Raw genomic sequence first — 20,393 nt, forward strand, 5'->3', positions numbered from 1 at the left:
CGGCCTAAGGCGCCGCCCGGCGGGAGCCTCCGGGACTGGCGTGCCGCAGGGGCCAGCCACGGGACTCGGTGCGCCCTCCCAGCGGATAGGACTCCAGCAGCCAGACCCCGTCGCGGCGCAAGGCCACGTGCAGCATGTCGCCCGCGAACACAGCCCCCGCGACATGGACGCGGCCCGGCAGTGAGCACTGGCTGGCCTTCCTGCCTGAAGAGATCCACTCCAACCACGCCTGCCGCTGACCATCCGGCAGCTCCACGTCCGCGAGGACGCCCACGATGTCCCGCTGGAGCAACGCGGCTTCGTGGAAGACCCCGGGGAGCACCGGCGAAGGCAGCACGTCCACTTCGGAGAGGCCCCCGCCGTCGTCGGAGCGGAAGGCGCGCAGCACGGTGCGCAGCGCCTCGGGCGGACACGGGAGGCCATCCGTGCGGTCGCACGCGAGCGCGAACGCATGTCCGACCGCGCCCCCAGGGGACACCAGCACGGGCTCGGCCAGGGGGGACAGCGTGCGAACACCGCCGTCCCAGTCCAGCGCCCCGAGCACGCCCCCATCCGTGTCCACGAACGCCTGCGTGCCCACCAACAACCGTCCGGACGCGAGCGCCAGCGACGCCGCGCCCCCCGGGACACCGGCGCCGAGCGCATCGAGGCTCAGCGGCGCGACCCCTGCGTCCGCGTCAGGCGGCGCCCAGGATGTGAAGGCCAGCCGTCCGTCCCACGGCGTATAGAGATATGCCCCGCGCGCGGCGTCGACGGCGAGCCGAGCCGCGCCGCCCCCCGGCTCGTCAGGCCCCACCGCGAGCGGCACTCCCGCATCCGCGCTCAGCATCACCAGCCGCGAGCGCCGCGCCTCCGCGCCCGCGAACGGTGTCTCGCTCCACGTGACATACGTCAGCACCTCGCCTTCCGCCGTGAGCGCCACGCGGCCCGCGCCCGTGCCGGGCACACCCGCGGGCACCCCTGCGTCCAGCGCCCCAACGGAGGCCCCCAGCGGCGCGCGCCAGCGAAGCTCCCCCGCCCCCCGGGGCGCATAGGCCTCCAGTGCCTCCGGCGCGAGCACCACCACGCCCGCGCCCGACGCCGCCAGCAACGTCCGCGCCCCCCCATCCGCGTAGGGCGATTCGTAGCGAAGCAGCCCGCGATCCGTGTACGCGGCGAGCCAGCAGCCCGCGTCCTCGCCGCACACCGACGCGTAGACCGTGTCGTCATCCGCCAGCAGCACCGGTCCACCGTCCTCCGCGACCGGCTCGCCTCCCAGCGCCGCGCTGAAGACGGCCTCCAGGTCCCCCGCGTCCGGACGCACGCACGCGCCCTCCTGGCACGTGCCCTCGTCCTGACAGGGGGTGGCGGGAGCGCAGACGAAGCCGTCCGGCGGCGTCACCGACCGGCACGTGCCACTGATGCAGACCTCGGCCCGCTGGCAGCTCACCGCGCCGCACGGGCTGAAGTCCGCCACGTCCACCTCCTTGCAGCCCACGTTGCGGTCGCACACCCCCGCCTTGCACGGGTCGCGCGGCGGCGGGCACACGACCTTCTCCGTCACGCAGCCCTGCGTCGGAGAGCAGCTGTCCACCGTGCACGGGTTGTCGTCATTGCACGTGCGTGGCCTCCCCACGCAGACGCCCGCCTGGCATGTGCCATTCTCCTGGCAGCGGCTGCTGGGGATGCATGATGCGCCGTCCGCCTGCGGGGACTCGATGCACAGGCCGGACTCCAGGTCGAAGCGCGACTCGCGGCACTCGCCCTGTGGCACGCACGGCAGCGGACGCACGCCCACGCCCACGAGCTTCACCTTCGCCGTGGTGCGCCCCGCGGTGAGCACCAGCTCGCCCTCCACGGGCTCGCTGCCCGCCGAGAACAGGATGTCCACCGTGCCCGTGCCGCTGCCCGTCACGACAATCTGGGACACGACGACGAAGAAGGGCGCGTCCGTCACCGCCTCCACCTGGACGCCCGCGCGGCCGGTGGCCACCAACGTCAGCGAGCGGCGCACCTGGGTGCCCTCCAGCACCCGGCCGAAGTCCACCACCGTGTCCTGCGGCCGGAAGCTGGCGCTCGCGCCGCCCACGTTGGGGCCATCACCACATTGGCACCCACCCAGGAGCAGCAACATCAGGAGCCACCAGCGAGCACTAGCACGGACCATGCCCTGACTCAACCGCGCCACCCGGCTCCGCGCAACGTGCGCCCTCCGCGTGCGGGTCGCCCCGCGCACAGTCTCCACGCCCCGGCGGGCCATCCCGCGTTCGCGGGCACCACCGCGCCCGGTCCATGCCCTCCGCCGCGCACGGCGAGTGGGCGCTGGCGTCGCTATGGCCCCACGGGCGACGCGCGCCGGCGTGTCAGCGCCCTCACGCCGAAGCCCAGCGCCGCCACTCCAATCAACCCGATGACCGCGTACTGGTAGCGCGACACGAGCAGCGTCAGGCGCTCCAGGTTGCCCCCCACCGCCATGCCCAACGCCAGAATCAGGCCGCTGTGCGCCAGCGCGGACACCGCGCCCAGCAGCAGCGCGTTGATGCGGGGCACCCGCGCCGCGCCCGCCGCGATGAAGATGATGCCCCGGATGCCCGGCAGGAACCGGTTCACCAGGAGCAGCCACGGCCCCGTGTGCCGCATCCGCGCCTGCACCGACTCCAGCCGCGCGTGCGTGAGCCCGAAGAAGGAGCGCCCCGGATTCGCCTCGAAGCGCTTCGCCAGCCACTGGCCCACTTCGTAGTTGATGAACGCGCCCACCACGCTGCCCGCGGTCACCACCGCCAGCACCAGCCACCAGGGCTTCTCACCCCGCACGGCGTAGATGCCGCCCATGAGGACGATGGTGTCCCCGGGGAACGGCGGCACCACGTACTCCAGCATCGCCGCCACGCCGAGCACCAGGAACCCGAACGGCCCTAGCGCCCCAATCAGCTTGTCGACGTGCTCGATCCACATCATCCGCGCGGCTGCTCCCACCCAAGGGTTCCGTGAGCAGACATAAGCCTTGTTCGCTCCAGGCGGAACCCATGCGAGCCCCCGCCCGCCCGCCGGTGAACACGCCCAGGGCGCCAGGTCCTCGCGGCGCCTCGGAGGCCCCCCAGCCCCGGGCGGCCCGCGCGGTCGCGAGGACCGCCCGGGCCGGGCCGGACTCAGACGAGCGAGAGCCCACCGTCGACGGTGAAGACGCTGCCCGTGACGAAGGAGGACTCGTCGCTCGCGAGGAAGACGGCCGCGTTGGCGATCTCCTCGGGGCTCGCGATCCGCTGGAGCGCATGGAGCCGCGCGGCGGCGGTGCGCTGCGCCTCCGTCTCGTTCCATTGCCGGAACATGGGCGTATCCGCGCCTCCGGAGACGAGGACGTTCGCGCGGACTCCTTGCAGGGCGTACTCGGCGGCGACGGTGCGCGTGAGCCCGATGAGCCCCGTCTTGGCGGCGGCGTACCCGGACGTCCCGGGCATCGCCTTCGTGTATCCGACGAAGGTCCCGATATTGATGACGCTGCCTCCGCCTGATTTCAGCATCGCGCCCACCTCATGCTTCGTCGACATGAACGCGCTCACCAGGTAGCCGTCCAGCCACTCCCGGAAGCAGGCCGTCTCCATCGCGTGGGTCGGCGCGCCGCCGAAGCTGCCTCCCGCGGCGTTGACGCCCACATCGAGGCGCCCGAACGTCGCTTGCGTGAACCGGGTCAGGGCTTCGACCTCGCCCTCCTTCGTCACGTCCGCGGCGTGGGCCACCACCTGCCCGCCCGTCTCGCGAGCCAGCCGCGCGGTGGCCTCCAGCTCCGGGACACGCCTGCCGGCCGCCACCACCCGCGCGCCCTCCTGCGCGAACGCGAGGGCCGTGGCCCGGCCGATTCCCGAACCCGCCCCCGTCACGATGGCCACCTTCCCGCTCAAGCGCTGCGTCATTCGCGTTTCCTCCATGACACCGTGGCCCCCTTGAGAGTCGCGCCCGCGGAGCCGAAGCAGCGGCGCACAGCCTGAGTAGCGGTTGCTGGAGGAGCCCGCGCTCCGCTTGTTGCGGTCGAATCCAGGGGCGCGCACCGGGCCCCATGCGGCGAGGAGGGCCTGCTTGATCAGGCGTCACCTCCCATCGTCCCAGGGTGCAGGTTGCTCGCCAGGGAGCACATGAGGACGTTTCGCGACGAAGCGCACCCTGACTGGGAGGAGCCCTTGCCTACGAGTCTCACGACCAAGATGTCCCTGCTGTCGGAACCCGAAGTCCGGCTCGTGCTGTCCAGCACTCCCGGCAAGGTGACGGAGCTGTCGTCCCGGGAACTGCGCGGGCGCATCCAGCGCGCGCGGCGCCTCATGAAGAAGTACGAGGACCTGGCGCGAATTCAGCGGCGAGAGGCCCTGCGCAAGCGCGTGCCCACCCGCTCCCGGCGCGCCGAGGGCAACGCGAACACGGTGCGCAAGGCGCGCTACTTCCAGCAGGCGCTGACGCGCTTCGAGAAGCGACTGGCGCAGGTGGAGCGCATGGCGGCGAGGACTCTCACCCGGCCCCCGCGCAAGGTGGTGGGCGCGCGGAGGACGCGCACGGCGACGCCCGCCCGGAAGACGCCGCGAGCTTCGGGTGGACGCAAGCCTGTCCGCCGCGTGCGTGCCGCGGGACGCACCGCGACGGCCTCGGTCCGCGAGACACGCACCCAGCGGCGCAAGGGCGGCGCGCGCAAGCAGCAGGGCTTCACCGCGGTCCGCCGCAACGCGCACGCAGTGGCACGCAACCGCCGCACCCAGGCCCGCAAGGACCAGCGGCGCTGAGCAAGCACCCACAGCGCTGATCAGGCATCACCGGCACTGAGCGCGCACACAGCGCTGAGCAAGCATCGGCTGCGCTGAGCAAGCATCGGCTGCGCTGAGCAAGCAGCGGCTGCGCTGAACAAGCGGCGGCTGCGCTGAACAAGCAGCGGCTGCGCTGAACAAGCAGCGGCTGCGCTGAACAAGCAGCGGCTGCCATGGGCAAGCGCCTGCGGCGCTGAGCAAGAGCCCGGGAGGTGCGAACGCCGTCGTGGCGCGACGGGCTGCTCCGGTGGCAGCCCTGGGGAAACTACACGGCGGGGCGCGACGCCGCGGGCGTCGGCAACACCGTGCCGCCGTACTGACTGGCCGCCAGCGTGCCGCACGCGGCGCCAATCTCCTTGCCGCCCGAATAGCGCCGCGCGATGGGCGCCTTGAGAATCTGGAGGTGGTCGCGAAACGCGCTCAACTCCTCCGCCGTGGGCGGCAGGTACTTCCCCGTCGGGTCCGTCACGTCGATGAGGTCCACCTTGATGGGGATGCCCTCGAAGGCCACCTTCAGCGCCTCCGCGTCCTCGCGCCCCAGGTTGAAGCCCTGGATGGCCACGTAGGCGATCATCGCCCGCTCCCGCCGCGCCTCGCTGTACTCGCGGATGGCCTGGATCAGCTCCGGCAGCGGGTGCGTCTTCTCGATGGGGAGCACCTTCGCGCGCTTCTCCGGGATGGCGCTCGTCACGGAGAACGCCAGCCGGAACGGATGCCCCTCGCGCGTGTAGCGCCGGATGGCCGGCACGTGCCCCGCCGTGGAGAACGTGATGGCCGTGCCGGAGATGGAGAAGCCCGCCGGGTGCGAGAGGATCTGCGCCGCGCGCACCGTCTCCTTGTAGTTGAGCAACGGCTCGCCCATCCCCATGAACACCACGCCGCCCACGCGCCGGTCCGCCTCCGCCCGCACCTGCATCACCTGATCCAGGATCTCCCAGGTCTGAAGGTTGCGCTGGAAGCCCAGCTTGCCCGTCATGCAGAAGTCGCACGCCAGCGCGCAGCCCACCTGGCTGGACACACAGACGACGTACTTCTCCTCGAAGATGGGGATGCGCACCGCCTCGATGCGGCCGCCCAGCGGCGACTCGAAGAGGTACTTCACGAACCCGTCGTCCGCCTGCCGCCGCTCCACCACCTTCAGGGAGGGCATCTGGGCCTGGGCCCGGAGCAGGTCCGCCACGCGGCGCGGCACCTGGGGCGCCTGCGCGACGGCCTCCACCGTGGGCCGCGCATGGGCGAAGACCCCCGCGAACACCTTGCGCACCGCGGTGGGAGAAGGCTGGGCCGGCGCGAGCGCCGCTTCCAGCTCTGGCAGCGACAGTTGTTTCAGGTTCACGAGCAGGACTTGATCTTCGAGCGCAGGAACTCGGTCAGCTTCGCCGACACCTCGCGGGGCATCTTCAGCGCCATGGCGCGCTTGCACAGCCCGGGCGTGGCCCGGTAGGTGCTGAGGAACTCCTCGCAGGGCTTGCAGCCCGACAGGTGCTCCTGGAGGTGCCGCGCCTCCTCCTCGGGCATCTCACCCTCGAGGAATTCCAGCAGGAGGTTGATGGAATCTTTGCACGTATACATCCGAACCTCGGCTGGCTGCGGCTCCCCTCGTTCCAGTTCGAAGATGCCGAGGCGCCCTGGGGGTTTCACACCCCGCGATTGTCCCGGTTGTAGAACAGGTCGATGGCTTCTCGCAGCGCGAGCCGCGCCCGATGCAGGCGGCTCTTGATTGCGGGGATGGAATCCCCCGTCGCTTCCGAGATCTGTTCGTAGCTGAGGCCGTCCACATCTTTCAAGAGGAAGACTTCCCGGTACCCCTCGGGAAGCCGGTCGGCCGCCTGCTGGATGGCCTGCCCCAGCTCCGCGTCCAGCGCCTTCTCCTCCGCGTCCCGGCTCCAGTCCGTGACGGGGTAGTCCGCCAGGGTCCCCCGCTCGGTGAACTCCGGGGCCTGCAATTCGGCCTCCGCCGCCTGGGCCACCCGCCGGTGACGCAGGCGCATGAGCGCGTGGTTGGCCGCGATGCGGTGGACCCAGGACCCGAAGGCCGCCTCGCCCCGGAAGTCCTTGAGGTGTTGATAGGCGGACAAGAAGGTGTCCTGGGTGATTTCCGCCGCGTCCGCCTCCGAGCGCGTCATCCGCAGCGCCAGGCCGTACACCCGGTCCTGGTGCAGGCCGACGAGCGTCTCGAAGGCGGAAACGTCCCCGTCCTGAGCCCGCGCCAGGAGACGCCGGTCTTCTTCCTGCCGGTCATCTTCCTGGGGAACCTCGTGGGACATGGCGCTTTCCACCCAACCAGCCGGAACGTTCCGCGTCAAGGCCGACGGCGAGGCCCCCGGGACACGAAGCGGCTGACGTGTCCACTGTCCCGGTCCCACAGCCGCAAGGGTTCAGCGGCCCACGCCCCGGCGTACTCCACCCCGATGCGCGGCCCCCGCGCCACCCGCGCCTCCGGCACCGGCGTCCCCGGAGACAGGTGCAGCCGGTCCGAGTCCAGCCAGAGCCCGTTGTGGTTCAGGTTCACCCCCAGCACCCGACACAGCCTCCCGGGACCGTCCGTGCGCTCGCCGGGTGGGATGCCCTCCACCGGCTCCACGCCCCGCACCAGCACCGCCGACGCCACCCCTTCCCCATCCGTGACCACGTTGAAGCAGTGGTGCATCCCATAGATGAGGTAGACGTACGACCGCCCCGCCGGCCCGAACATCACCTCCGTGCGCGGCGTGCGCCCCTTGGCGGAGTGACTCGCCAGGTCATGCTCGCCCAGGTAGGCCTCCACCTCCACGATGCGGCCCACGCGGCGGCCCGCCACGCCGTCCACCACCAGCAGCGTCCCCAGGAGGTCGCGCGCCACCTCCAGGGCGGGGCGCGCGTAGAAGGTCAGGGGCAGTCTTGGCACGGCGCGGTCCTTCCCGCCTCGGGTGGGGGTCCGTCAACCTCTTCCCATGGTTGGCGGGGGACGGGTGGCCGAAGGCGGGGGGCCTGCGCCGCGGGTTGCACCCACCCTCGCTGAACGGACCCAACGAAACCGAAGCAACTCCATGCATGAGCGACACGCAGCAGCCCACGCGTCAAGCTTCACCCGGCCAAGGAAGCGGGGGACGCGGCGCCATTTCCATACGGACTCATCGTCCGTGTTGATTTGCCATCCACCAACGCCATCACACGGCATTTCCTGTACCGCGCCGCGTCTTCACTGACGCGCCGCATTCGGCCGCCGCGGCAAGTCGCGTTGCGATTCCAGAATCCAGCGACATGGATTCGTCTGTCATTGAGTCCACGCAAGCCACTGGATTCACGTCGCCTTCCTTGGGTCGCGCGTCAATCCCAGGGCTCGCCCGGCAGGATCGGGCTCATCCATTTCAATCCCAGGCGGAATCCATCCAAACCCGCAAAATTCTCAGGCCTTGACTTGCCAGCACTGGCAATTCTACTTTACTTTGAGTGAAGACGAGCATAGTCGACATTGCCGTAAAAAACAGCATTAGCTGAATATTCTAGGAGAAGACCATGAAGGGACTTTCTTGCCTGGCTGTTCTTGCCTGTGCAGTGCTCTCCTCGACGGCATCGGCCCAGCTCGCCACGCGATGCTTCACCGATGACCAACTCACCACCACCACGCTGTCACAGGGCCGTAACAACTGGTCCTTCAAGTGTGGCTACATCTCTCAGGCCAAGCGGGACTTCCTCAACGCCGAGGGCGAGTACCAGGTGTACTCCGGCGGCTGCTATTCGTTCGCCACCACGGGCCCCACCACGACCTGTACCTTCTATGTCCCGGTCGACGTGAACGCCGCCTGCATCCCGAACCTCGTCAAGCTGGGGACGTGCGTGACGGGTTGCTACACGGCGAAGCAGCGCGTCTCCTTCGGCGGCGAGTACTGGCCCATCGCCGACGCCTACGCCTCCGGTGTCCGCACCGTCACGGCGCTCACCAAGGACGCGCTGCTCGACGCGCCCGCCACGGGTGAGCAGCCGATTCGCGCCTTCGTCGCGGGCGACACCGTGGAGGACGTGTTCGCCATCGAGACCGCGGATGGTCGCCGCGTCGAGGTGACGGCCGAGCACCCGATGGTCCTCGCCTCCGGCGAGATGGTGAAGGCGAAGTCGCTGAAGGACGGCGACCTGCTCCTCGGCACCCAGGGTGAGCGGGTGGAGATCCGCCAGATCTCCGTGTTCCGCTACGAGGGCAAGACCTGGAACGTCCAGCCCACCAGCCACGAGAAGATCGAGAACGTCCTCGACGTGGAGGGCCTGCTGACGGGCTCCGTGCGGTTCCAGAACGAGTGGGCCGACGACCACTATCGCCTCTCGCTGCGTGACGAGGCGTCTGTCGACGGTCTCTGAGCCAGTTCGCCGCACCCGTCGTGTGCTCCCGAGGGGCATCCATCGCCCTCTTGGGAGCGTTTGAAGTGAGCGAAGGGATGGCATCGCGAGGCGGGCTCGCTGGGCTCCGGGGCCTGCCTCGCTGTTCTCGTCACGTCACGAGAAGGACTCTATGCGAAGCGATGAAGGATTCACCGGCGAGGGGTTCGCGGGCAGGGCCTTGCGCAGGCTGCTGGTGGCAGGAGTGCTGGGGCTGGGGGCGGCTGGCTGTGACCCGATGGGAGAGGACCCTGTCGCGCCGGGCAGTCCACGCACGATGGAGTACGCCTTCGATGGCACCGCGCCGCTCGCGGGGCCGCAGGGAGAGTTCTCGGCCACCGTCACCCGGTATGAATACGAATTCAACACGCAGACGGGGGCCGCGCGCTCCGCGCTCTTCCTGAACGTGGACTTCCCGGGAGGCGACTGTTTCGTGGTCGGCGCGCCCGGTGGGCTCACCAACGTCAAATGGAACGGCCAGACGGCCCTCCGCGTCGAAACGCTCCCTGGCGCCGTGCGCGTGTGTGGTCCGGGCCAGGCCGCGGGTCAGGTGAAGCTCGAGGCGAACCTCACCGTTCCGCTCCAGACCTATGACTACACGCAGGTGGGCTTCTCCCGTAGGACGGACCGCGGCGGCAACACGTTCTCCTACCTGCTGAACTGGGTCGAGTCGTGTCAACTGTTCGGCCCCTGCGACAACCGCACGAGCGAGCTCGCCAGCTACGTCATCACCGTCAAGCACGCCTCCAATGAGCGCGTCCTGTGCCCGGGGACCCGGACGCTCCCCAACAACACCACCACGAAGTGCGAGCTGACCGGCCTCACGAAGGCGCCCACCTATTCATCCTTCGCCGTGGCCTCCAACCGCGCCTGGGTGAGCAGCACGTTCGCGGAGGTCACCAACAAGTTCAAGCTGACCGTCTTCGAGATTCCGGGGGGGCGCCTCGCCAGCTCCCTGAATGCGACGAGCGTCACGGCGTACCTGAACTGGATCATCGGGCTGCTCGGGCCGCTTCCCTATGGGACGGACCTCCGCGTCGCGAGCGGGCCCACGGACTGGTTGGGGGCGGAGCACCCTGGCAACATCATCCTCCGCGAAGACCTGCCAGACCTGCGGCGCGACTACGCAGACATGACCATGCACACGTTGATGCACGAGGTCGTGCACCAGTGGGCCGGCAATCGCACGACGCTGTCGACCTCCATGGACTTCATCTGGAAGGAAGCCATCGCCGAGTACCTCACCTATATCTTCGAGCTCCAGAGCCGCCCCGCGGGCGAGGCCGAGCAGACGCGGGCCTACTGGGACCGGCTGGCTCGCACCGCCGCCTACTATCCGCAGCCAGGAGATTCACCGCCCCCCGTCTTGGTATCCCGCGCGGCGGATGTCTATGGCACAGGGCCCATGATTCTCTTCCTGCAACTGGAGCCCCTGCTGGGCCAGCAGACGGTCATCGATGGCATCAAGCACTTCTTGAAGTTGCCGGGACACCGCGGCGTCAGCGACCTGCGCGACTCGCTCGAGTTCGTCTCCGGCAAGGATCTGGCCCCCTACTTCGCGGCCTGGGTCCATGGCAGCGGAGACCCGGACTGGCCCTACTTCAACGTGACGACCCAGCAGGCGAATGGCGCGCTCACGGTGACGGCGCAGCAGTGGTCCGTCGCCGGCACCCGCTTCCCCGTGTCGGTGGACGTCCTGCTGGAGGGCGCCACGCAGAAGAAGCTGGTCACCCTGAACTATGGCCTGGCGCCGACGTCGGACACGCTCGTCGTCACGGTGCCCTTCACCGAGCCGCTCGTCCAGGTGACGGTGGACCCGGAGAATCGGGTCGTCAACCGCAGGTTCTTCGGGCTCACGAAGGAGCCTCGCCCGCCGAGCTGGCTGTTCTGATCTCCCACGCGTCACTTCATCATCGAGAAGGAGTGGAGCCCATGAGTGGACATCCGCCTGAGCATGCCGCTGTGAAGAAGTCGTCCGGGGCGCGCATGGTGGGCCCCGGGCTGGGGCTGCTGGTCCTCGTCGGCACGGGAGTCTATGCCCTCGTCGCCTGGGTGGGCTTCGGGGCTCCAGCGTCACCCGGCGCGGCGCGGCCACCGGGCGCCACGGCGATGACGCCCGGCGCCCGGAGCGCCACCGCCCCGGCGCCCGCGCGCCCCGGGGAGCGGCCCGCGACCGCCAAGGCCGTGCCCGTACCTGCTGGAGCGCAGGACCCGGTCCAGGTCGAACGCGAGGCCGCGAAGCAGGCGGCGGTCCAGTATCGGGCGGGGCGCTTCAATGCCTTCTTCCGCAAGGAGGTCTTCCTCGAGGAGCTCACGCGGAACGGCGCCGGACCGAAGATCGCCGCGCTGAAGGACTCGCTGGCGGACCCCTCCGCCCTCCAGCAACTCCCCGACGGCGCCCAGTTCCTGGAGAGCAAGCCCGAGCCCGTGCTGGAGCGGATGGCGATGATCGACCTGCTCTTCGAACTGGCGCCCAAGGACACGGCCGCGCGAGACGCGATGACCTCGCTCGCGCTGGCCCCCATCGACCGGGGGCTGTCCGACTCGGTGAAGAAGGGTCTGGTCGGAGAGAAGTACGACCTCCTGTTCCGGCTCGCCCAGGTCGACCGGCAGCTCGCCGTCGACACCTACACGAAGCTGGAGAACGAGAAGCTCAAGAGCCTGCTGCTCGACGCGCTGGTCGCGGGATTGGCCGAATCAGGGGCCTCCCCCGATGAAGTCAGACGGATGACGCGTCACCTCTAGCAGCCCCGCCGTGGACATCTCCGCATGTCCAGACGTACCAGCGCACCCACGGCCCCCCAGTCGACTCACCGACCCCCGCCTCCGGGGGCTCGGGAGGGCTGCGTCTGCGCTGTATCCGCGAAGCACCATCCAACAGCAGCAAGGAGCGTATTGTGAATCGAGCCTGGACGCAGGGGTTGATTGGCGCGTGTTGTGTCGTGATGGGTGCCGCTTGTGGCGACGCACCCGAGGGTGCAACGGCTTCTCCCGAAGGCGTCCAGCAGGGGCCGGCGGATGTGCGGGCGGCCCTCGCCGCCCTGAAGCAGGTGGAGGTGGTGGACGTCAGCAAGGATGGCGTCCCCACGTTCATCCGCGGCAACCTGGGGACCGCCGACAGGTCGCTCGTGGCCCCCAAGGCCGGCGAGGCGCTGACCTCGGCGCTGAGCGCCATCGCCCCGGTGTTCCGCCTCCGCGTGGACGAGCTGCGCGCGCGCTCCTCCCGCACGGACGACATCGGCTTCACCCACGTCCGGTATGATCAGGTGCGCAAGGGCGTGCCGGTGGTGGGCGGCGAGCTCATCGTCCACGTCAATGCCTCCGGCGAGGTGTATGCGGCCAACGGCTCGGCGCGCGGAGCCGTGGAGCCGTCGACGCTGAGCCGCCTGTCGCCCCAGGAGGCGGCGGCCGCTGGCGCGGGCACGCTCAGCGCCCAGGGGGAGCCTCGCGTCGTCTACTACCTGAGCGCCGAGGGCGTCCTGTCCTCCGCGTACGAAGTGACGCGGGTGGGCACCCGCGAGGGCATGCCCGCGCGCGACCTGGTCTACGTGGACGCCGCCACGGGGAAGATCCTCGACGTGCACCCGCAGATCCACTCCGCCATGAACCGCAACCTCTACTCGGCCAACAACCAGTGGACGACGCCGGGCACGCTGCGGCGCAGCGAGGGCGGCGCGGCCACGGGCGACAATCACATCGACCGCAACTACGCCCACCTCGGTACGACCTACGCCTGCTACGAGACGGTCTTCGGCCGTGACTCGTTCGACGACCACGGCGCGGGCATCACCAGCACCGTCCACTACGGCTCCGGCTACGTCAACGCCTACTGGGACGGCGTGCAGGTCGTCTTCGGCGATGGCGATGGCGTCAACTCGGGCCAGCTCGGCCTGGACCTGGACGTCGCGTCGCATGAAATCACCCACGCGGTGACGCAGTACGAGTCCGGGCTCGTCTACCGCAATGAGTCCGGCGCGCTCAACGAGAGCCTGTCCGACGTCTCCGCCGCCATCTGCGAGAGCTGGTCCCGCGGCGGCGTGGTGGACGCGAACGTGTGGATGATTGGCGAGTTCATCTGGACGCCGGGAATCAACGGGGACGCGCTGCGCTACATGGGCAACCCGACGCAGGACGGCTCGTCCAAGGACTACTACCCGGAGCGCTACACGGGCACCGCGGACAACGGCGGCGTGCACTGGAACTCGGGCATCCAGAACCTGGCGTTCAAGCTGCTGGTCACCGGCGGCACGCACCCGCGAGGGAAGACCGCCATCAACGTGGGCGGCGTCGGCATGAACCGCGCGGCGCAGACCTTCTACTTCGCGGCGACCAACTACTACACGTCGACCACCACCATGTCCCAGGCCAAGGCCTACACCGTCCAGGCCGCGCAGGACCGGTACGACGCCTCCGTCGTGAACTCGGTGCGCAACGCCTGGAGCGCCGTGGGTGTGCCGTAGGCGTTGCAAGCGCAGTCCACCGAAACACAACCCAACGGAGAACCCATGAAGCACATCCTCATCGCATCCGCAGTCTTCGCAGTCTGCTTCTCGAGCACGGCCATGGCCCAGCTCTCCACCCGTTGCTTCCAGGACGACCAGCTCACCACGTCGGAGCTGGCGAAGGGGCGCAACGCGTGGGCTCGTCGGTGCGGCCTCATCACCGCCACGCGTGAGGCGTACCTGAATGGAGAGAACGAGTACCAGGTCTTCACCAACGGCTGCTACTCGTACCCGGCGGTGCCCGCGGGCTCCAGCTGTACGTTCTTCGTGCCCGCGGTGGAGTCGGCGGCCTGCATCCCCAACCTGACCAAGCTGGGGACGTGTGTCGCGGGCTGCGTCACGCCGAGCATGAAGGTGCAGTTCGCGGGCCGCATGGTTCCGGTGCCGGAGGCCTACGAGTCGGGCGTTCACACGGTGACGGCGCTGTCGCAGGACTCCACCGCGGACCTGCTGAGCTACGGCGAGCAGCCCATCCGCAGCTTCGTGGCGGGTGACACCCAGGAAGACATCTTCACGCTGGAGACCCAGGAGGGCCGCCGGCTGGAGGTGACGGCCGAGCACCCGATGGTCCTCGAGGACGGAACGATGGTGAAGGCCCGGACCCTGACGGCCGGTGACGTGCTGATGGGCGCCGACGGCGCGAAGCTGCACCTGTCCCGCGTGACGGTGTTCAGCTTCAAGGGCACGGTGTGGAACGTGCGTCCGGAGAGCAAGGAGAAGATCGAGAACGTGATGAACGCCGAAGGCTTCCTCACGGGCTCCGTGCGCTTCCAGAACGAGTGGGCGCAGGACGACTTCCGCCTGTCGCTGCGCGACGACCTCGACATCCGCGGCCTGTAGTCCGGCGCCGCCCCGTCCCAGGTCGTCCAGGTGGGGCTCCGGCGATGTCTCGCCGGAGCCCCGTCCTTCCGGGGAGGTCGCGCTCCCGAGGCCTCAGCCCTCGGTGCGCGACTCGGCCTCCACCGGAGCCAGGAGGCACCGCGCCGCGGCCCCGGTCCCCGAACCGGGGCGGAGAAATCTTTATCAGACGGCCTTGAAAGGGCCGCCTGTCTGACAAGGACGGAAAGCGTGGCCTGGTGTTCGCTAGGGCTGGACGGGTGTCGTGACCCCCAGGAGGACCTCCACCGTGTCCTGGGTGGTCCACGCCAGGTCGGGGAAGCCGTCCGCGTTCAGGTCGGCGGCCAGCAGCGACGTGGGGGGCGCGCCGGACGCGACCCGCTCGGGCGCTTCGAAGGTGCCGTCCCCCTTGCCAAGCAGCAGGAAGACACCCCCCGAGAAGCTGGTGAGCGCGAGGTCGGGCTTCCCATCTTGATTGAAGTCCGCGGCCACGAGCTCGCCGGGCTCGTCGACGGGAATGCGGGACGTGGCCGTGAAGCCACCCCTCCCGTCGCCCTGGTGCACGGAGAGATAGCCGGAGGCGCCAAGGCCATGGGAGATGACCAGATCCACCCGGGCGTCGCCATTCACGTCCAGGGTCGCGAACCGGAAGGGCTCGTCGTCTCCCGTTCCTCCCAAGAGATGCGAGGCCACGGCCCTCAGCGGTCCGCCCCGCTGCCCGAGCAGCACGTCGACGGTGAAGCTGTTGGTGTTGAGAACGAGGACGTCGGGCACGCCATCCTGGTTCACATCCGCGATGAGCAGGTCCCGGGGGAGGCCCGTGACGGAGTGGGGGCGGGCCTCGCCGAAGGTCCCATCCCCGCGACCCGCGAGCAGGGTGACGTTGAAGAAGCCGGCCGAGCCGGCATTCTTCGTCATGACGTCCAGGTTGCCGTCCGCATCGAGGTCCGCGACCTGCACCCGCTGGGAGTGATTGCCCAGGGAGTACGAGACGGCCTCCTGGAACGCTCCGTCTCCGCGTCCCAGGCGGACGGTCAGCGCGTTGGCGAAGTGGCCGACGATGAGCAGGTCCTGGTGACCATCCCGGTCGATGTCCGTGAGGGCCACGTCCATGGGCGTCGTGCCCGCCGCGAGGGAGTGGGGGGCGCCGAAGGCTCCGCCCCCTGTCCCTTCCAGGATGGAGACCTGCTCCTCGGCCGCCGCGATGAGGACCAGGTCGGGGATTCCATCTCCGCTCACGTCGGCGGCGTGGAGTCCCCGCGCCTGTCCCCCGCCCGCGGAGTGGGTCGTGCTGGCCTCCTGGAAGCCCAGCCATCGCGGTTTCGGAGGAGGCGGTGCGGGAGGGGTCGAGGAGCAGGCGAGCCCCGCGCAGCCAAGAAGCATGACAGTGGTTCGGAGCATGGCCCGGGGCGAGCGGCCCGCGGCCAACTCCGAGGTGAGACAGGACAGCGCGAGCCCGAAAGCAAGACGAGAGCGACCGAGAGGCTTCTCCATGAAAGAACCCGTGGCTTTTTGAGTGTCGTGGAATCCCCGAACACTGCCTTCAAGTCGCATTGACATACAAGTGTTGCCTTTCCAACCCCATCTCTGACGGCGGCATCGCCGCCCTTCGGAGGACTCCGTGCGCCGGAAGCCTTTCCGTATCATCGCGCTGGCCTCTGTCCTGGTGTTGCTGGGCCTGGGAGGCGTCTGGTGGAACCACTCCGGGGTGGCCGCCGCGGCCGCGGGAGGCGGCTCGACGGCCACGGGTGTCCCGTCGCCAGCGCCACCTGTTTCCGTCGCGGGAGCACCGTCGGGAAAGGACCCGACCGGGGCGCGGGCCTGGGTGGCGGGGATGCTCTACCGCTATGCCGCGAGCGCGGACCTGAAGGTCTCTTTTGGAAGGTCCCCGGGACAGGGCAAGGACGCGACCCATCCCGCCGGCATGCATTTCTCCCTCCGGGGTGAGTGGGAGGTCGGCGTCGTCTCCGTCAACGCCGAGGCCATCAAGCTCCGCGTGCACCTGAAGCCGAGCGTGTTCGAGTTGAGCGTCGAGGAGCAGAGCGCGATCGCGCCCGATGCGCGTCAGGCGATGATGGCCATCCTCGCGATGCCCTTCTTCGTGACGCTCGACAAGGCGGGGGCGGTGACGCTGACGCACTTCGAGCAGGGCGTGGACGAGCTGGCGCGCGGGCTGCTCCGGACCCTGGTGGCGTCATCCCAGTTCGTGGTGCGCGGGGTCCCTCCGGCCACCTGGCAGTCCGAGGAGTACGACACCTCCGGTCGCTACCTGGCGGACTATCAGCGCCTGCCCGCGAACCGCTTCGAGAAGCGCAAGAAGACCTATGGCGCGGTGGCGACGCCGCAGGGGCTCCTCCCGGTGGGGTCGGACCTGCGCTTGAGCGTCGGCGGCGTCACGAACATCGAGCTGGGCGAGGACCTGTGGCCGCAGTCACTGAACGGCCGGGAGCGGCTGACGGTGGACTCGGGCGAGGGCGTCCCCACGGTGACCAACGAGCTCGAGCTGAGCCTGCGCCTGCTCGAGCGGCGGATGGACCCTTCGCTGAGCAACGCGTTCGCGGCGCGCGAGCCCTTCCTGAGCACCGCCATGCTCGCCAGCTTCCAGGGGCAGGCGACGGATCCGCTCGCCCACCATCGACAGGTGCTGGGGAACCGGAGCCTCGACGACATCCTCAAGGAGCTGAGGGCGCTGCCCGAGGACGAGAAGGCCCGGGACGACGCGCGGACGCGGGCCCTGGAGCAGCTCCGGGCGCTCTTCATGCTCCGCCCCGCCGAGGCCCTCAAGGTCCCCGACCTGCTGCGCTCGGGGCTCACGCCCCTGGCCGCCAGTCCCCTGCTGGGGGCGCTCTCCGCGGCCAGCACGCCGGAGGCCATCCGCTCCCTCGTGGTCGCGTCTGGAGACACCGCGCTGGAGTCGGATGTCCGCATGGACGCGGTCTCCGCGCTGGGCTCGGCGGGTGAGCCCAACCGGGAGGGCGTGGATGCGCTGCGAACGCTGGCCCAGGATCCGGATCCGAAGCTGCGGGGCACGGCGACGCTGGCGTTCGGCAATGCCGCGTACCAGATGGGCGACACCGACGCGCGGGGCTCCGATGCCCTGGTCGAGGAGCTGAAGAACAACTACCGCGGCGCGCGCTCGCCGGAGCAGCAGTCCCTGATCCTGCGGTCCCTGGGCAACACCCGGGCGCCGAGCGCGCTGCAGACCCTCACCGATGCGCTGCGCTCGGAGTCTCCGCAGGTCCGGGAGTCGGCGCTGGTGGCCTTGCGCGCGATCCCCGGCCCCGAGGCGGACCGTCTCCTGGCGGAGCGACTCTTGTCAGACACCGTGTCGGAGGTGCGCAGGAGCGCTGTCTTCTCCTGCGGATTCCGTCCACTGGCCCCCCTGCTTCCAGCGCTGGGACAGGCCTTGCGCAAGGACTCCTCGGATGGCGTCCGCGCGGACATCGTCCAACTCCTCGGCCAGGTCCGCGGCTCCGTGCCAGACGCCATGGCATTGCTGCGCTGGGCCAGCCAGAACGAGCGCCATCCCGAGATCCGCCGGATGGCCACGGTCTTCGTCGACACGCCCACGGGCGCCGTCCCTTCACAGCCGGGCTCCGACCTCATTCGCTGACGAGGACCTGACGCGACCGCTTCTCCTGGCGATTCCCAGCAATGGCAACACGCCTGGATTGCCATCAACCGACCGATGTCTGCGTTTTCACGGAGAGTAAAACCCGCTGGCTTCACCCAAGGAAAGGCCAAACATGTTCAAGTCCGTATTCCGTACCATCGCGCTGGCTGCGGTGGTGTTCCCGGGGTTCGCGGTCGCACAGAGCTATGTCGACCCGAATCCTTACGTGGTTCAGCCTGGGAAGTATCCGTTCGCGGTCTATCCCGCGGGCTATGTGATGAATGACCGGGTGGCTTGGGAGTCGCAGGTGGCTCCGTTCAACCCGAACACGACGTACACGGTCGGCCAGGAGTACGCGATCCTCCAGGACGAGACGAACAGGACGGGGGGCGTGCTCCAGTTGGATCCAACGGACTACACGCACAACATCACCATCCAGCAGGCGACGATCCCCGAGGCGTTCCAGCACCTGGTGCCGCCGCCCACGGAGATCATGCCGTGGACGAACCCGGTCCAGACGTTCAACAAGACGTACGTCCGCACGGAGAAGTTCGGCAACAGCATCTTCGGCGCCGGCTACTCCATCAACGCGGTGGTCACCGCGGAGACGGCCACGCAGACCGCGGAGAAGAAGGTCCAGTCCGTCGCGGAGGGCAAGATCTTCGGCACCGCCTTCTCGACGGAGAAGGAGCTGGTCCGCGGGCGGGCCAACGTGTCGGGCCAGGCCGGGGGCGCCAACAGTGGCACCGCGGCCCTGTACCTGCTGGGGCAGGAGATCTGGTCGAGCAGCCTGTACGCCGAGTACTCGCCGCCGCCCATCAACTGGAGCCGCACGTTCTTCTCTGTCTCCAAGACGTTCGTGGTGGGCCCGGTGCCCATCACCGTGAAGGCGGCGCTCGCCGGCGGAGTGAAGCTGACCGTCTACGGGCAGATTGGCCCGACGGTGGCCAAGTTGTCGGCGACTCCGGGCGGGTGGTCCAACGTCACGGCTTCGGCCTCGGTGGACGTCATCATCGTGGCGTTCGGAGTGGAGGGGAGCGTGGCCCTCATCAATGCGACCATGCCGTCCTCGGGTGAGCTGTTCTGGCCGGTGTGCACGCTCGACTGGAAGCTCAAGTCGGACCTCAACCTGAACACGCTGTCGGGCACGCTGAAGGCGTTCGCGAAGATCCGCATCCTCTTCTTCAGCAAGACATGGTGGGTGACCATCGCGAGCTGGCCCGGCATCACCCGCAACTGGGCGCTGCTGAACCTCACTGAATCGCAGCCGCTCGGCATCTGTTCCTGACGTCGTCGACGCAAGGACGGTCGCCACGCCCGAAGCGTGGCGACCGGCCCCCCCCGGTGTCAGCGCGGTGGTCGCCTTGGCTGGACACGGATGGCTTCAAGTCGGAGAGGTAAAGACCCACGGGCGGTGCAACCGTGACTTCACCATTATACAGATTATCCAGCGAGCTAAATCACACTCACCTGGAGTACGATATCGCGACCGCACCTTCCCTGAGTGGAGGTCGCGGCTGCACGCGTTGCATCCCTCCGCGGCAGGCAAAGGAGCCCATCCTCATGAAGCGGAACCTCAAGTGCTCGCTGGCTGTTTCCCTGCTGTCCCTCATGCCGTCGCTTGCGTTCGCGGAGCCGCAGTACCACCACCAAGGTGACATCGAGCTGCTCACCCGGCGCAGCGAGTTCGTCAGCATCCGCGCCCAGGAGACGGTGCAACTCCCACAGCGCAGCCGGGGAGGTGCTTCGTCGTCGCTCGCAGCCACCGTCCCGGAGACCTTCTTCATCGCCAACTGGACTGGCGCCAACTTGTTCCCCGGATACAGCCTCTACGGAACTCCCACCTGGCTGCCGCCCTACCCGTTGGGCTCGAATCCGCCGCCCAACATCACGGGCTACTTCCGGATGAACCTGCCTCCCCTCACGGCAGTGAGCCAGTACTACTACTACACGAACAACGAACGGGACCCGGCCAACCCCGGCGCGAAGACGTGTGTCTGGCAGCTGGTGGTCTCCGTCTCCGGCGGCGTCTGCTCGGCCACCCTCTACGCGACCACCTACGGCATCGCGACCTGCGCCTTCGATGCACGGCAGTCCCACATCGAAACCGACACATGCGAGACCCAGGTCACCACCATCATCCAGTGAGCTGAATCACGCGCCTCTGGCGGCCTCGCCGCGCGCCGCGACTTCCCCGCGGGGAGGTCGCGGCGACAGGGCCCGCACGGACGACGCGGGCAATCCCCTAGAGCGCCGATCAGGTTACTTCAAGGGAGCAGGCAAGCGGCAGAGGCTCGACGCGGGCTGTCGCCGTGTGATCAG

At 69.1% G+C, this 20,393-nt stretch carries 17 protein-coding genes; 9 read left to right on the top strand and 8 right to left on the bottom strand.

The genetic code is table 11. From position 1 onward, the window contains the following. Nucleotides 1–4: 4 nt before the first annotated feature. From GTY96_RS35650 to GTY96_RS35660, 3 genes are all read right to left on the bottom strand, one after another. Complete coding sequence (locus GTY96_RS35650) at nt 5–2,146, bottom strand: hypothetical protein (protein ID WP_161667052.1); 2,142 nt, start codon at nt 2,144–2,146, stop codon at nt 5–7. Between the two features lie 164 nt (nt 2,147–2,310). Then, nucleotides 2,311–2,934 carry a DedA family protein gene (locus GTY96_RS35655; RefSeq protein WP_143902885.1) on the bottom strand — a complete coding sequence of 208 codons (624 nt, stop codon included), beginning with the start codon at nt 2,932–2,934 and terminating at the stop codon, nt 2,311–2,313. Nucleotides 2,935–3,128: 194 nt separating this feature from the next. Then, entirely contained in the window at nt 3,129–3,890 is a 762-nt protein-coding gene (locus GTY96_RS35660; protein ID WP_161667053.1) for an SDR family oxidoreductase, read from the bottom strand. 264 nt (nt 3,891–4,154) lie between these two features. Here GTY96_RS35660 and GTY96_RS35665 point away from each other — a divergent pair, with 264 nt between their 5' ends. Beyond that, on the top strand, nt 4,155–4,745 hold the full coding sequence (locus GTY96_RS35665) for a hypothetical protein (protein WP_161667054.1): 591 nt from the start codon (nt 4,155–4,157) through the stop codon (nt 4,743–4,745). A gap of 286 nt (nt 4,746–5,031) precedes the next feature. Here GTY96_RS35665 and GTY96_RS35670 read toward each other — a convergent pair whose 3' ends face one another. The 4 genes from GTY96_RS35670 to GTY96_RS35685 all read right to left on the bottom strand — a co-directional run bounded on the left by GTY96_RS35670 (nt 5,032) and on the right by GTY96_RS35685 (nt 7,653). Continuing rightward, the gene (locus GTY96_RS35670) at nt 5,032–6,102 is read right to left on the bottom strand and encodes a radical SAM protein (protein ID WP_143902460.1); all 1,071 of its coding nucleotides are present in this window, start codon (nt 6,100–6,102) and stop codon (nt 5,032–5,034) included. Beyond that, nucleotides 6,099–6,338, bottom strand: a complete 240-nt coding sequence (locus GTY96_RS35675) for an anti-sigma factor family protein (protein WP_014399836.1) — start codon at nt 6,336–6,338, stop codon at nt 6,099–6,101. Before GTY96_RS35675 ends, GTY96_RS35670 begins: the two co-directional genes overlap by 4 nt. A gap of 65 nt (nt 6,339–6,403) precedes the next feature. Continuing rightward, nucleotides 6,404–7,033, bottom strand: coding sequence for an RNA polymerase sigma factor (locus GTY96_RS35680; RefSeq protein ID WP_143902462.1), 630 nt, complete (start codon nt 7,031–7,033; stop codon nt 6,404–6,406). Between the two features lie 35 nt (nt 7,034–7,068). Next, nucleotides 7,069–7,653 (bottom strand): DNA-3-methyladenine glycosylase, encoded by a 585-nt coding sequence (locus GTY96_RS35685; protein ID WP_143902464.1) that lies wholly within the window; start codon nt 7,651–7,653, stop codon nt 7,069–7,071. Between the two features lie 611 nt (nt 7,654–8,264). On the opposite strand from GTY96_RS35685, the gene GTY96_RS35690 reads away from it, so the two are divergent. The 5 genes from GTY96_RS35690 to GTY96_RS35710 all read left to right on the top strand — a co-directional run bounded on the left by GTY96_RS35690 (nt 8,265) and on the right by GTY96_RS35710 (nt 14,461). Next, complete coding sequence (locus GTY96_RS35690) at nt 8,265–9,101, top strand: Hint domain-containing protein (protein WP_143902466.1); 837 nt, start codon at nt 8,265–8,267, stop codon at nt 9,099–9,101. A gap of 151 nt (nt 9,102–9,252) precedes the next feature. Then, entirely contained in the window at nt 9,253–11,010 is a 1,758-nt protein-coding gene (locus GTY96_RS35695; RefSeq protein ID WP_143902468.1) for a M1 aminopeptidase family protein, read from the top strand. A 41-nt stretch (nt 11,011–11,051) separates the two neighbouring features. Further along, nucleotides 11,052–11,864 carry a hypothetical protein gene (locus GTY96_RS35700; protein WP_143902470.1) on the top strand — a complete coding sequence of 271 codons (813 nt, stop codon included), beginning with the start codon at nt 11,052–11,054 and terminating at the stop codon, nt 11,862–11,864. Nucleotides 11,865–12,016: 152 nt separating this feature from the next. Beyond that, nucleotides 12,017–13,579 (top strand): M4 family metallopeptidase, encoded by a 1,563-nt coding sequence (locus tag GTY96_RS35705; protein WP_255442238.1) that lies wholly within the window; start codon nt 12,017–12,019, stop codon nt 13,577–13,579. A 102-nt stretch (nt 13,580–13,681) separates the two neighbouring features. After that, the gene (locus tag GTY96_RS35710) at nt 13,682–14,461 is read left to right on the top strand and encodes a Hint domain-containing protein (RefSeq protein WP_235686108.1); all 780 of its coding nucleotides are present in this window, start codon (nt 13,682–13,684) and stop codon (nt 14,459–14,461) included. A gap of 243 nt (nt 14,462–14,704) precedes the next feature. Here GTY96_RS35710 and GTY96_RS35715 read toward each other — a convergent pair whose 3' ends face one another. Then, nucleotides 14,705–15,697, bottom strand: coding sequence for an FG-GAP repeat domain-containing protein (locus GTY96_RS35715; RefSeq protein ID WP_161667055.1), 993 nt, complete (start codon nt 15,695–15,697; stop codon nt 14,705–14,707). A gap of 382 nt (nt 15,698–16,079) precedes the next feature. On the opposite strand from GTY96_RS35715, the gene GTY96_RS35720 reads away from it, so the two are divergent. The 3 genes from GTY96_RS35720 to GTY96_RS35730 all read left to right on the top strand — a co-directional run bounded on the left by GTY96_RS35720 (nt 16,080) and on the right by GTY96_RS35730 (nt 20,219). After that, complete coding sequence (locus GTY96_RS35720) at nt 16,080–18,071, top strand: HEAT repeat domain-containing protein (protein WP_161667056.1); 1,992 nt, start codon at nt 16,080–16,082, stop codon at nt 18,069–18,071. Nucleotides 18,072–18,204: 133 nt separating this feature from the next. Beyond that, complete coding sequence (locus GTY96_RS35725; protein WP_143902478.1) at nt 18,205–19,359, top strand: hypothetical protein; 1,155 nt, start codon at nt 18,205–18,207, stop codon at nt 19,357–19,359. A 275-nt stretch (nt 19,360–19,634) separates the two neighbouring features. After that, nucleotides 19,635–20,219 (top strand): hypothetical protein, encoded by a 585-nt coding sequence (locus tag GTY96_RS35730; protein ID WP_143902480.1) that lies wholly within the window; start codon nt 19,635–19,637, stop codon nt 20,217–20,219. Nucleotides 20,220–20,393: the final 174 nt, after the last annotated feature.

The organism is Corallococcus silvisoli (assembly GCF_009909145.1).
Taxonomy (GTDB): Bacteria; Myxococcota; Myxococcia; order Myxococcales; family Myxococcaceae; genus Corallococcus; species Corallococcus silvisoli.